This window comes from Polyangiaceae bacterium, from assembly GCA_016715885.1.
Taxonomy (GTDB): domain Bacteria; phylum Myxococcota_A; class Polyangia; order Polyangiales; family Polyangiaceae; genus Polyangium.
In genome coordinates this window covers 1,026,192-1,039,239 of record JADJXL010000020.1, presented here as the reverse complement: position 1 = coordinate 1,039,239, position 13,048 = coordinate 1,026,192, and the positions used below count along the sequence as shown (strand labels likewise).

The following is a 13,048-nucleotide window of genomic DNA, read 5'->3' as shown; positions in this document are numbered from 1 at the left end:
ACGCAACGGTCACTGACACTTCAGCGTGCCTTCGAGCTTCCCGGACTTTGCGCGGTACACGAGCCCCGACTCGACCGTCACTCGCTGTTTCGGATCGATGCACCTCACCGAGATGTCCGCCGTCGGATCACCCGTCTCCGGATTGAAGTCGAGCGTCGTCTGCGCGCCTGCGAGATCGATGTTCTTGCCTTGACGCAACATCTGCGTCGCCGCGTAAATTCCAGCTTGTCCCACGTCGACGGGTTCGCCCGGAGGAACCAGGCGACGAATCGATCGCGCCAGCGCCTTGCCCGTGATGGGTTCGTCCCCGAGCGCGATCATCGCATACGCAGCCGCGTAAAACGCGTCGTACGGAGCGCTCGTCGAGTTGCCCGCGTCGATCTTCTCGTCCGTGAAGATCTCGTTGTGATGCATGATGAACTTCGTGAGCGCCGATGGAATCGTCGTGTTGATGCTGAAGAGCCTTCGCAGCGCGTCGGGCCGTTCGCTCACGAGTTTTTCCAAGTTGGGATCCCCGAGCTGACCGCATGTCAAGTAGTTTGGTCGAAACTTCGACTTGGCTGGCCACCGGCGCTCGATCGCAAGAAAAGGCGCTTGATCCGCTCCTGCTTCGATCACCACATGAGGCGCAAAAGCTGCCACGGAATCCGCCATCGTGTAGAGCGCTTCGATACCGCCTTTGCGCGCCAGTTGGTCTGGCACGACGAACTGGCGCACGAGATCCCCATGTTCGGCCGCGCTTTTGCCGTTCCATCGAAGCTGCGACAAAAGTTTGTCCGCGTGGCTGATGCCCGACGCATTGTCCGCTCGCACGAGCGCAATCCGCATCGCCTCGTTCCGTCGAAGCACACCGCGTGATTGAAGCATCGGCTCGAGCATCTCTTCGACGACCACGGCTTTCGGACGGTTGATCATGTCAGCGCTGACCGTCGCTCGCAGAACCAACCGTGGCTCGCCTGCCGGCCGAGGAATGTCCGCGAGCATCGATGCCGTGTTCGATGCCAGCGCCAGCACGCCTTTCGGCAGGAAGAACGCGTTTGCCAGATCGAGCACTTCTTTGCTGCGGGCAAACCCCAAAATCACGGGCACGCCCACCCCATCGATCAAATGCGTCGCCAAGCCTTCGGCAGCTTCGCTGTCGTCGCATGCGACTACGCCAATGGGTCGCGCCTTGTCGCCAGGTGCGACCGGTGGAATCCCGCCCGTGATGTCCGCGAAGTCTTTGCGCGCAAGCTCGACGGCTTTCACCGCCTGTTTTCCGTACGAGTTTCCTTTGACCCCATACGGATACATCGCGCCGATCCAAATCGTCGCGTCGTTCTCTATCTCGCTCTTGTCCGCGATGACCTTGCATTCGGTCGTCTCGAGCTTCACGCACGCGCCGCTGTCTTTGCGACAAATTGCAGCCGCGCCGCCGCTCTCCGCGATGCATTCCGCGTTCGTCGTGCACCTCGGCCCCGCGCAATTCGGTCCTTCGCACGCTTGCTGTGTGCTCGTCCCGGACGCGCTCGTTCGACGTTCACGCGCAGCGCGCACGCCGAAAAGCACCGCCAATGTCAGCACCATCCCGAGCCCCGCGGCGAGCGCCAGGACGGCTCGTGTGCGCGCCGTTCGAGGCGGCGGCGCGCCTGAAAGCGTGGGCGGAGCAATCGTGCTCTCCGGGCCGCTCGTGTTGATCGAACCGGATACCGAAGGCGGCGACTCCTCATGCACCGGCGCATCGTCCACCAGCGTCTTGTCCAAGCTGTCTGACGGAAGCGTCGGGGGAACGTCGACGAGCGTTTCGATGGCGACTTGCAGGTTGCGCACCGAAGGCATGCCGCTCGCGAGTGCCGCTGGTCTCATCGATGGTCGCGCTGCGGGAAACATCGATATCGGCGGTATCGACAGCACGCTTGCCGAGCCACGAGGGGCCGCGACCGTGAGCTGTTCGCCGGTGAGCTCGACGTATGCGGCGCCGATGGCATCGCGCATCTCTCGAGCGTCGAGGTAACGTTCTTCGCGATCGTATGCGAGCGCCGTGTCGACCACGGTTGCGATCGCATGCGGCATGTCGGGCGCGACTTCTTGCAGCAGTGGGGCCGACTTCGTCGCCGTGCTCGTCAGAATTTCGGTCGTACGACTTGCGTCGTGAACGAATCGTCCCGTGAGCAGCGTGAACATCGTGGCGCCTGCGGCCCAGAGATCCGCGCGAGCGTCGATGGGACCCATGATGTCGCCCAGCGCTTGTTCGGGCGGCATGAACGCAGGCGTACCAGCCAAACCCCCCAGAGCGGCTTCTTCATGGGCCACGCGCGCGATGCCGAAGTCCAAGATCTTCAGCGTTCCGTCGTCTTTGACGAACACGTTTTCGGGCTTGATGTCCCGATGGATCACGCCTTTGTCATGCGCGGCCGCCAGCACGTCGCACAATGCATGCCCAATCGCCAGAACTTCGCGTGCTTCGAGTTTTCCCCCGGCGCGCCGGCGTCGTTCGTCCAGCGTTTCGCCATCGAGCAGCTCGATGACCAAAAACGGGCAGCCGTCCTCGGCGATGTCGTCATCCAGCACGCGCACGGCGCCCGGATGTTCGATCGAATTGGCCACATATCCTTCACGGACGAAGCGATCTCTTTGCGACGCGCTCTTCGACAGCTCCGGATGAAGGATTTTCACCGCGACTTTGTGGCCGTTTCGATGAACCCCCAGATACACGGTGGCCATGCCGCCCACACCGAGCACTCGTTCGATTCGATATTTGTCGCGCAGCGTCGCGCCAACTCGGCGCTCGGCTAGCTCGCGTACGGATTGCGGGGGCATCAGCGCCGGCAGGATAACGCAATCGGAAAAGGGGTTGTACGTCCACGAGCGTCAGCGGCGATGATCCCTGAACAATCGCAGTGCAAATTGACCGGCCGGATGTTCCTGCCAAGCCCGGATCCCAGCGCGAGCCTCGGCGGGCAGGTCGTCGATGCGAGGAAGCGTGGCGGCATATTGCTCTGGCAAAACGACCACTGCCGCGAGCGACGCAAACGTGATATCGGCCGCCGACAAACCATCGCCCACGAGAAACTTTCGCCCATCCGCGAGCAATTTGGCGATTTCGTCAAACACCTCGTCGATCTTCTGACGCGACCGTTCGGCGCCCTTGGGCGTGATTTTCATCGCGCGCTGCATCATCTTCCGCGCCACTGGGAAAACCACGCTCATCACGGCGTGTTCAACCTTCGGTGCGCTGTCGCGCGTCATGCGCAGTGTCAGGTCGCGCATCGGCAATAAGTAAAAGTAGGCCCAGCGCCTGGTATGCGGGCCGAGCTGTTCGTCACAAAGATCTTCGATACGCTCGATTTCCCGGCGCTCGGCATCGCTGCGGCCGTACAGGTGTCCTTCCGGAGCGCGCTTGTCGATCCAACCCAGGATGTTCGTCGAATCGTTGATGACTCCATCGTTCGTGACGAGGGCCGGGACGCTGCGCCATCCGCCGGCACGACGCACGGCGAGCGCATGAAAGATCGGCAAATGCCCTGATTCGCGATAAGCGATGCCCGTTCGATCCAAAGCCCACCGGACTTTTTCGCAGTAGTGACTGAACGTGATCGTGACCAGAACGGGTTCGGACATGTTTTCCGTCGTATCATCCATGCATGGATCATTCTTTTCAATTTCGTAGGGCACTCGCGGCGCGTGTCGCGGGCGCCCTTGGCTTATCGTTTGCGCTCGCAGCTTGCGGCGGAAAGGTCGTCGTCGATAGTGGATCCGGCGCGGGGGGTGATGGCGCCGGAGGTGCCGGAGGTGCCGGTGGCATCGGTGGAATGGGCGGTACCGGAGGCATGTCCACGACCACGAGCTCGAGCTCCAGCGTATCGAGCAGCTCTGGCAATCCCAATTGCACGATGCTCACGGGCATGGTCACGGAATACCTCGCGTGTATTCAGCCCGATTCGACCGGCAATTGTCCTGCGCTGGAAAACGCGGCGGGCCCTATCGAGGCATCGCTCGACTTCTGCACGTGCTTGAGCTCCGTTGAGAAAGGACCTTCGCCCGATCCGAGCGGCACTGGCTTGTGTTGTTACGGTGCGCTCGTCGAGTTCGTGTGCGTCGTGGGCCGAGCGCTTCCATCGGAAAACGGCCCGCTCGTTGCTCCGATCGACAATGGCAAACGCGGTTGGTCCGACGAAGAGCTCCTTCCGTGTATCGACGGGCTTTCGGCATCCGATCGGGAAATCATTGCCGGGCGGTGGATTCGCGACGGCCTTTTCGAACATGCCTCCATCGCGTCTTTCTCCCGCCTCGCGCTCGCGCTTCTGGCCGCTTCTGCCGATGCCGATCTCGTTCGATCCGCGCACGAAGCGGCTCTCGACGAAGTTCGGCATGCCAAACTTTCCTTGTCCCTTGCAGCCGCGTATCGAGGTGAATCGGTTGCGCCGCGTGCGCTTCCGCTCCCCGATGCGCTCCCGCTCGGCGCGGACCTCACCGAGCTTGCCGTGTCCAGTGTCGTCGAAGGTGCCGTTGGTGAAACGCTTGCCGCCGTTCTCGCCGCGGAACAAGCCGCCGTTGCGGAAGATCCCGCCGTGCGTCGCGTTCTTCTTGCGATTGCCGACGACGAATCTCGTCATGCCGAGCTTGCGTTCCGCGTGATTGCGTTTGCCATCGCATCGGGCGGAAAACCCGTCCTCGATGCCGTCTCGCGCGCGTTTGCCCAAGCTTCTTCGCGATTGCCCGATCCTCCCGCCGACGTCGCTTTGCCAGCCAACGTCGCCCGAGCCCATGGGTTCGTCGCATCGAACGTCTCGCGCGCGGCGTTCGTCCGGGCTATGGACGACATCGTCTTGCCGCTCGGCAAAGCGCTCTGCCAAACTGCTCTCGGATCCGCGTGAACGAAGTCCCTCACAACGACGCTCTTCCTCCCCCTCTCCCTCACAGGGAGAGGGGGTCGGGGGGTGAGGCCTGTTCCCCCTCTCCGCTTGCGGAGAGGGGGTTAGGGGGTGAGGCCCTCCTCCGCATGGATCGCATCACCAAGCGGTTCGGGCGTCAGACTGTTCTCGATGGTGTATCGCTCGAGCTTCACGCGGGCGAAGTGCACGCGCTCCTTGGCTGCAACGGCGCCGGAAAAAGCACATTGCTAAAGATCCTCGGCGGCGTGCATACGAGTGACGAAGGCTCGATCCACCTTGCGAATCGATCCATCACGCCGCGTTCGCCAGCTCATGCGGCTCGCTTGGGCATTGCCGTCATCCATCAAGAGCTCTCGCTCGTTCCGGCGCTCTCCGTTGCCGACAACCTTCTTCTCGGCCGTCCCATGTCGCGTCTGGGTTTCTTGTTGCGAGGACGAGAACGCGCCGAAGCTGAAAAGCGTCTCGCCGAAGTCGGCCTCGACATCGACCCTGACAAACCAGTCGAACAGCTCTCGCTCGCCGAGCGGCAGCTCGTGGAAATTGCCAAAGCCCTCGGTTTTGGCGCCTCGGTGCTCGTCATGGACGAGCCCACCAGTGCTTTGACCGCTCCAAGCGTCGACCGACTTTTTGAGCTCGTACGGTCTCTCTGTGCGCGAGGTGTTGCTGTCGTGTACGTGTCGCATCGCATGGACGAGATCGCGCGGATTGCGCATCGTTTGACCGTCTTGCGTGACGGCCGAGTTGCTGGGCGTGCGCTCGTCGGTGAAGCGACCGTCGAAGACATCGTCGCGTGGATGCTCGGCCCGCGAGCTGCTGCTGTTTCGGCGGATCCATCGGGCCGTGCCGAATTGACGGACGTGCCTGCGGCGGCGCGGCTCGAAGTCGAAAACTTCAGCATCACGTCGAGCCACAGTCAGCGTTTGCTCGTCGATGCCGTTTCATTTTCCGTATCCGCGGGGGAAATCGTCGGCTGCTTTGGATTGTCTGGAGCTGGCGCCAATGACCTTGTCGCCGCGCTGTTCGGGGCCTCGAGTGATCGAACGAAGGGAATCGTGCGACTCGATGGGCAAGCCGTGAACATTGGCTCGCCGCGGGATGCGGCCGCGCTTGGGATTGGATTCGTTCCGGCTGACCGGAAAACCATGGGCATCGTGCCGCTCATGACGAGCGCTCACAACGCGACGCTCGCTGTGCTTTCTGCGATTTCGCCACTTGGATGGATTCGCAACAAGAAGGATCGAGACGTATCCATGCAGGCAGCCGAACGAACGGGCCTCAGTCCGGCGGTTCTCGAGCGGGCCGTGGTTGAGTTGTCTGGTGGCAATCAGCAAAAGGTCGTTCTTGGCAAATGGCTCGTATCGGATCCGCGGTTATTGCTATTGGACGATCCCACGCGAGGAGTCGATGTCGGCGCCAAAGCCGAGATATACGCGCGTTTGCGGGCGCTCGCGGGCGGTGGAGCTGCCGTGTTCGTTGCCGGTTCGGATGCGGAGGAGCTCGTCGAATTGTGTAATCGAATCCTTGTTTTGCGCAAAGGGAAAATCGTCGCCACCGTTCGTCCTGGTGAATGCAATGCGAATCGGCTGCTCGCATTGGCGATGAGTGAACATGATGGTGCAGTCATCGAGGCGAGCGCATGACGGATGTATCGTTGTCCTTGAAATCGAGCAAGCTTGCGGATTCCGTACGCAGTCCGCTCGCTCGTGCGGTATTTGCATTGCTCCTCGTGCTTGCGCTCGGCGTCGTATTTCCTGCCGAGGGTGCGTTTTATCGCTCGGGCACGCATTTCGGTGCGCTTCGTCAAATGTCGGTGCACGGAATCCTTGCCGTGGGCCTATTGCCGGTCATTTTGACGGGCGGTATCGACTTGGCCGTCGGCAGCATTCTGGGGCTCGTCGCGGTCGTCGTGGCGAAGCTCGTCATGCATGCGGGGTTATCTGGAGCGATTGGAGTATTCTTGGCATTGCTGCCGGAGCGGCATGTGGAGCCGTTTCTGGATCGCTCGTATCCATTGCGCGTGTGCAGCCGTTCGTCGCGACGCTTGCGATGATGGTGTTTGCTCGAGGATTGGCGAAGACCGCGAGTGGTGGGATGAAGGTGGCCACGGCGGTCGCGGGTCCGGACGGCGTGATGCGGTATGTCGAGGTGCCGGCGCTATTTCGGGCGATCGACACGCAATTGGCTGGTGGTGGCGTGGCTGTCGTGACGCTCGTTTTTTTGGCGATGGCGGCCATTGTCGGTGTATTGTGCGGCTTTCATCGTATGGGTCGGTATTGGCTTGCCGTGGGTGGTAACGAGGAAGCGGCGCGGCTATCCGGCGTGCCTGTATCGGCGGCAAAGATTGCGGCGTACGTGTGGTGCGGCATATGCGCGGCCGTCGCGGGTATTTGTCATGCAGCGGAGGAGCAGCAGGGCGATCCCGAGGCTGGCGCGACCTACGAGCTCACGGCCATTGCAATGGTCGTCATGGGCGGCACGAGCCTTTCGGGCGGGCGAGGTGGAATGGGCTTGACGCTGCTCGGAGTGCTCACGATTGGGTATTTGGACAAGATTCTCAGCATCAATGCAGTGCCCGAGGCGAGTCGCCTCATGTTTACCGGTGTCATCGTGGTATTGGCCGTGCTTGCACAGAAGTCCGGGAGAAATTAGGATGAGCCAACAGAATCGTAATGAGGCCAATTCGGGGTGGGACGAGGCCATTTCGGGGGGGTATGGGGGGGGCCGAGCCTCGCCGTGCTTTGGACGCAGTCCAAAGCACCGGGAGGCGAGCCTCGGCCCCTCCCATCGTAGACCAGCCTCGCGAAGCGCGCGTCCCACGCGCGCGAAGCGAGCGTCCCAAGTCTGGCCCGGTTTCTATGCACTATGCATCTTCGCCCTCGCATTCATCATGTCTTGCAAGGGTGGGGGCGATGCGGGTCCCGCGCCCGCGGCGAGCGCTGCGAAGAAGGCGAAATTCACCATTGGCGTTTCGCAATGCAACTTGGGTGAACCTTGGCGCGTGCAAATGAACGCGGACATTGCGGCGGCGGCGAAAGATCATCCCGACTTCGAGCTTGTTTGGCGTGACGCGCAAAACGACACGCGCAAGCAGCGAGCGCACGTCGAGGAATTGGCGCAGGCCAAGGTCGATGTATTGATCATCAGTCCCAAGGAGGCCCAGCCGCTCACTGACCCTGTCGCCAAAGTATTCGATGCCGGCATTCCCGTCATCGTGCTCGACCGAGCCGTCCTTGGCGACAAGTACACGACGTTCATTGGTGCCGACAACAAGAAGATTGGCAAAGCGGCTGGTGAATGGGTCAAGCAGGTTCTTGGTGGAAAGGGCAAGGTCGTCGAATTGAAGGGCCTCATGACGTCCACGCCTGGGCAGGATCGCAATGCGGGGTTTCGCGAGGCATTGCAAGGTACCGAAATTGAAGTAGCATTCGAGGCTGACATGAAGTGGCTCGAGCCCGACGCGCGCAAGGAAATGGATTCTGCCTTGTCGCGCTTGCCCAAGATTGACCTCGTGTATGCGCACAACGATCCAGGTGCACACGGAGCTTACTTGGCAGCAAAAGCGGCCGGCCGCGAAAAGGAAATGAAGTTCGTCGGCATTGATGCATTGCCGCACGAGGGTGTTGCGTATGTCGAGCAGGGCTTGCTCGATGCGACGTTCCAGTATCCGACGGGTGGTCGCGAAGCCATTGAAACGGCTGGGAAGATCCTGCGCGGGGAAAAACCGCCGAAGACCATGACGCTCGGATCGCGCATGTTCACGAAGGAAAACGTGAAACAGGGTGGGAAAGCGATTGAGTGAAGCGGGCGTCAGGTGGCCGTGTATTTGTTTTTCTCGAAGTCGGCAGGGAGCGGCATCGTGCCGCGCGTTGTACTCCATGCACCGGGGGCCGTGTCCAGAGCTTTCTTCGTGTGGGGTTTCTCACGTCAGCACACGGGGTTGGTGCACTTGGCATGTCGAGTGCGCTGAGTTCGTGACGGGGTTGGTGCACTTGGCATGTCGAGTGCGCTGAGTTTCTGACGGGGTTGGTGCACTTGGCATGTCGAGTGCGCTGAGTTTCTGACGGGGTTGGTGCACTTGGCATGTCGAGTGCGCTGAGTTTCTGACGGGGTTGGTGCACTCGAGGTGTCGAGTGCGCTGAGTTCGTGACGGGGTTGGTGCACTCGAGGTGTCGAGTGCACTGAGCTTGTGAGGTGGCCGGGTGATTTGGGGTGTAGAGATCGAATTCGATGCGTTTGCAGGGTGCTCGTGGTTGCCCAGGTTGCGACGATCCGGACGGGAGACGAAATTCTACCGATGGGGAGGGTCCTCTCCTTGACGGCCGCGGAGATTCGGAGGATACCGCACAACCCAGGAGATGATCATGGATTGGCGCGAACGTATCGTCACAGAGGCGACGATTTGCCACGGTAAGTCGTGTATTCGCGGGACGCGCATTCCCGTGTCCGTTGTGCTCGACAACCTGGCAGCAGGCTTGTCGATTGACGAGATTTTGCGCGATTATACCATCGCTGAGCGTTGACGATATCCACGCGTCGATGGCTTATGCCGCGGAAATCGCCCGCGAGCGAATCATCGTCTTGCCTGCGGCGTCATGACATGCGCTTCAAAGTCGACGAAAATCTTCCCGTTGAAGTCGCCGATTTGCTGAGGGGGCTGGGCACGACGCAGCTACTGTATTGGAGCAACGCCTCGGCGGGCGGCCCGATCCTGACATTGCAGCAGTATGCATCGAGGAGGCAAGGGCGCTGATCACATTGGATGTGGATTTTGCCAACATGCGGCAATATCCACCATCCAATCATTGCGGCCTTGTGGTCTTGCGTCTCGTTCGGCAGGACAAGATCTTCGTCCTGAGCATCATTCGCCGGATTCTTCCATTGTTCTCAATCGAGCCGCTGGAACGCCGATTGTGGATCGTGGAAGCCGATCGGATTCGTATTCGCGAATGACGGCTACATCGGGCCGGCTGGGTGCAAAATGCTCGTGCCAGACGACGAGGAGTAACGCCGCGAATCACGCACCGGTCATCGTCATCGCGTCGCTGCTCCTGATGGTCGGTAGCGATTGTCGCGAACGCGAAAAACCGAAGAAGAAGTACGAGGATGTCGACGGGGGCCACATACAGCGCAAAGAGTGCTCCGAGCCTGGCTATGAGTGTCACAAAAGCTGTTACGACCGGCAGGCGAGTCCTGCCTGCACGCAATGCTGTCGTGACCAGCGTTATGTTTGCGACACGGGGCACAAGGCCGACTTCGAAAGCTGCAAAGGCTCGCGGTGACTCACGTGCCCATTGCGATTACGGCTTAGCTGCTCTTGATGGTCGACGGCGATTGTATCGGTCGCGATCGAGAAGACACGAACTTATGGGACGGATTTCATGCTGGATGCCGCATTGAAGGGCATTTCGAGCTCCTCATCGCTTTCGGGGCCGGGAATGATGCGCCCCTTGAACCGTGCTTGTAGTTCGAGGTAGTGGGCCACGAGCCGCTCGGGGTCGTGACCATGCTCTCGCGAAATTTCGTGCCGAGCTTTCCGCACTGTATCAATGGGATCGTTCGCCCTGCGCGTCATCGGCTAGACGTTAGCGCCGTAGTCCCAAGATCGCCATGCGGGTGGCCATGTTGCGTGCCTGAGTTTTTCTTTGCCAAACTCCGGTCCGCTGGGTAGGGTGCGCGTCATGAGTGTCGCCATGACGCGCATGTTGCCTTTTGCGTTGATCGCGTCGAACACGCTGATGATGTGCCGCGAGTGCAGTGACCGGGAAGAACCAAAAAGAAGGTGGGCAGAGACGGACGGAGGAATCGTCTTCCGGCCCGAATGCAGTGAACCCGGCGACAAGTGCATGACAAGCTGTATTGAGCGGGATGCAAGTCTCGTCTGCACTCGGTGCTGCATTGACCAGGACTACGTGTGCAACAGCGGACATCAGGCCGATTACGAAAGCTGCGAAGGCTCGCGGTAAATCACGTCGCAGTTGTCTTGCCCCCCGCTCGCACGTTCGGTAGCATGCGCCCATGGTGTCCGCCTCGACGACTTCGCGCTTGATCCACCGCGTTTTTACGAAGACGCTCCTTGCGAGCTACGGCATGTTCCTCGTGCTTGGCGGCTGCACGTGGTCGCCGTTCGGACCGGACAAGGGGGATGCGGGGTCGGACGCGGCTCCGGAGCTGGAACACTGCACGTTGAAGGCGCAAGCATGTACGAATAAGTGCATGGATCTCGGCTCAGCGTGTATGGAGTGCTGTGAGCGTAACGCGAGGTCATGCGACAGCGATGGAAGCTACAGCTTCTACTCTTGCCCCGACGCGAAGTAAGATCGTGAGGATACTCCCTTTTTACATTGCAGCGTCGCTGCTCGTGATGGTCGGCAGCGATTGTCGCGAACTTGAAAAACCCTCAAAAAGGGGGGAGGGTGCGGACGGAGGAATCGTCATGCGCCCCGAGTGCAGCGAACCTTCGCACAAGTGCCATCGAAGTTGCAATGCACGCAAGGCAAGTCCGGCGTGCACCCGCTGTTGCCTTGACCAGCGCTATGTCTGCGATACCGGGCACAAGGCCGACTTCGAAAGCTGCGAAGGCTCGCGGTAAACCATCTACCCGCGCGATGATTTGCAGGAATTGTCGGAACGTGAAGCTCAACTTTATGCTTGCAGTTGCAAGAACATCTGTCCGCATGCTAGCGTCTCGCGCAGTTCCTGCGTTTGCCCGGAGTTTGGTTGAAAGGTAGCGTATATGAGTGATTCCAAGATTTCTCCCGTTCGTCGTGCCGTTATCGTCGGGATCGATGATTATTCAGGCTCTAACCTTCCGAGGTTGTCATATTGCTCGCACGATGCTCTGGCAATCGCAGCGGGACTTACGCACTTCGCGCAGTTTGCTCGCGATAATGTGGCGTTGTTCTGCGAAGGGCATGGCGACGGCGCACGCGTTCCCAACTACAGCGATATCCTATCCGCCATTAAAGATATGTGCGATCAAGCAACTGAGGAGGACATGATCCTCTTCTTCTTTGCCGGACATGGCACCAAGGATGAACACGACAGCTATCTGTTGACTCGAGAGTTTCGTCAGAACGTACTCGCAGACTCTTCAATCTCATGGCAAAGGTGAACCATTACTTTGAGAATTCAAAAGCCAAATTCAAACTTCGCTTATTCGACGCGTGCCATTCAGGGCGTATGGGAATGCGCGGGATGCCAAATCCAAGCATCGAAAAGCATCTCGCCATCAATGCTGCCGGTTGGGCGACGCTCGCGGCGTGCAAGGAAGACGAGTCTGCACACGAACTCCAGGAGATCGGGCACGGCGTGTTCTCATATTTCATCGTCAATGGTTTGCGCGGGGAAGCAGCTGTGCCACACAGCGGCCAAGTTACGTTGGACAGCCTAAAGGTCTACGTTATGAATCAGACGATCGAGCTGACGAAGAAACGTGGAATGACCCAAACGCCTGTATTTCGGGGCGAGCAAGCAGGCAATCTGATTCTCAGTCTCGTTGCTAAGGCGACGGCGGCACTCGGAAGCAAGCCCGAAGACAAGCTCCCGCCAGTTTTAGAAACCATCACAAACATGAACGTTGCTGACCTCGCCCCGAAGCCGAGCCGCACTAACGAAATCCTTGCAGGCCTGACGAGCATTATTCGCACACCTAGACCTACTGCGAAGTTTGTTGCAGCCAACGTTGAGCAGAGATCACAGGTTGCGCAAACGTTAGTATCCGAAATGATCTCATGGACAACGGAACGTGTCAAAGACGATGGCTCGCGCCTACCCGAGGGACACCGGCTGATTGCATATCGACATCCATTGGAGAAGGTTGCGCTCAACAAGGAATTGGCGCAATATCTGAAGAACTCCAAGGTTAGTACGGCTCTCAATGTCGAGTTTACGCATGAAGAGCAGGAAAAGCTGCGAACGCGGACTGTGTACGAAGAGACTGAGGTGGAGATTCCCCGGAGTCCGTTTACATTGGCATCGTTTAGATCGAGCCCTTCTATTCAGAAAACGAGAAAACCGGTCGAAAGGACCGAAAGCTACACCGTGCAGGTGCTGACCGGTGTATGTTCGCCCAAGGGTCCTCCTGAGGCGGGCGTGGAGTTGAGGTATGCCCTCCGTCGCCAACATTTCCTATCTGCGCTATGACGGTGCTCGTGTTTCCCAGCGATTTTGGCCTA

The 13,048-nt window shown here is 59.8% G+C and carries 10 protein-coding genes and 3 pseudogenes; 10 read left to right on the top strand and 3 right to left on the bottom strand.

What is annotated here, in order from left to right:
• Positions 1–9 precede the first annotated feature (9 nt).
• Both IPM54_29620 and IPM54_29615 read right to left on the bottom strand, forming a co-directional pair.
• Positions 10–2,799: a protein kinase gene (locus IPM54_29620; protein MBK9263948.1), complete on the bottom strand. Its 2,790-nt coding sequence runs from the start codon at positions 2,797–2,799 to the stop codon at positions 10–12.
• 51 nt (positions 2,800–2,850) lie between these two features.
• Positions 2,851–3,621 carry a glutathione S-transferase family protein gene (locus tag IPM54_29615; GenBank protein ID MBK9263947.1) on the bottom strand — a complete coding sequence of 257 codons (771 nt, stop codon included), beginning with the start codon at positions 3,619–3,621 and terminating at the stop codon, positions 2,851–2,853.
• Positions 3,622–3,623: 2 nt separating this feature from the next.
• On the opposite strand from IPM54_29615, the gene IPM54_29610 reads away from it, so the two are divergent.
• The 7 genes and pseudogenes from IPM54_29610 to IPM54_29580 all read left to right on the top strand — a co-directional run bounded on the left by IPM54_29610 (position 3,624) and on the right by IPM54_29580 (position 10,153).
• The gene (locus tag IPM54_29610) at positions 3,624–4,856 is read left to right on the top strand and encodes a ferritin-like domain-containing protein (GenBank protein ID MBK9263946.1); all 1,233 of its coding nucleotides are present in this window, start codon (positions 3,624–3,626) and stop codon (positions 4,854–4,856) included.
• A gap of 125 nt (positions 4,857–4,981) precedes the next feature.
• Positions 4,982–6,514, top strand: a complete 1,533-nt coding sequence (locus IPM54_29605; GenBank protein ID MBK9263945.1) for a sugar ABC transporter ATP-binding protein — start codon at positions 4,982–4,984, stop codon at positions 6,512–6,514.
• Positions 6,511–7,523, top strand: a pseudogene (locus IPM54_29600) (ABC transporter permease). The gene IPM54_29605 and the pseudogene IPM54_29600 overlap by 4 nt, the downstream one beginning before the upstream one ends.
• Before the next feature lie 238 nt (positions 7,524–7,761).
• Positions 7,762–8,673, top strand: a complete 912-nt coding sequence (locus IPM54_29595) for a substrate-binding domain-containing protein (protein MBK9263944.1) — start codon at positions 7,762–7,764, stop codon at positions 8,671–8,673.
• A gap of 562 nt (positions 8,674–9,235) precedes the next feature.
• Positions 9,236–9,470, top strand: a pseudogene (locus IPM54_29590) (DUF433 domain-containing protein).
• 1 nt (position 9,471) lies between these two features.
• Positions 9,472–9,824, top strand: a pseudogene (locus IPM54_29585) (DUF5615 family PIN-like protein).
• The gene (locus IPM54_29580) at positions 9,821–10,153 is read left to right on the top strand and encodes a hypothetical protein (protein ID MBK9263943.1); all 333 of its coding nucleotides are present in this window, start codon (positions 9,821–9,823) and stop codon (positions 10,151–10,153) included. Before IPM54_29585 ends, IPM54_29580 begins: the two are co-directional and overlap by 4 nt.
• Before the next feature lie 83 nt (positions 10,154–10,236).
• Here IPM54_29580 and IPM54_29575 read toward each other — a convergent pair whose 3' ends face one another.
• Positions 10,237–10,446, bottom strand: a complete 210-nt coding sequence (locus IPM54_29575; GenBank protein MBK9263942.1) for a hypothetical protein — start codon at positions 10,444–10,446, stop codon at positions 10,237–10,239.
• Positions 10,447–10,889: 443 nt separating this feature from the next.
• On the opposite strand from IPM54_29575, the gene IPM54_29570 reads away from it, so the two are divergent.
• The 3 genes from IPM54_29570 (at position 10,890) to IPM54_29560 (ending at position 13,016) form a co-directional block, all read left to right on the top strand.
• Positions 10,890–11,189 carry a hypothetical protein gene (locus IPM54_29570; GenBank protein MBK9263941.1) on the top strand — a complete coding sequence of 100 codons (300 nt, stop codon included), beginning with the start codon at positions 10,890–10,892 and terminating at the stop codon, positions 11,187–11,189.
• 418 nt (positions 11,190–11,607) lie between these two features.
• Positions 11,608–11,985, top strand: a complete 378-nt coding sequence (locus IPM54_29565; protein MBK9263940.1) for a caspase family protein — start codon at positions 11,608–11,610, stop codon at positions 11,983–11,985.
• Entirely contained in the window at positions 11,973–13,016 is a 1,044-nt protein-coding gene (locus tag IPM54_29560) for a hypothetical protein (GenBank protein ID MBK9263939.1), read from the top strand. The genes IPM54_29565 and IPM54_29560 overlap by 13 nt, the downstream gene beginning before the upstream one ends.
• Positions 13,017–13,048 lie beyond the last annotated feature (32 nt).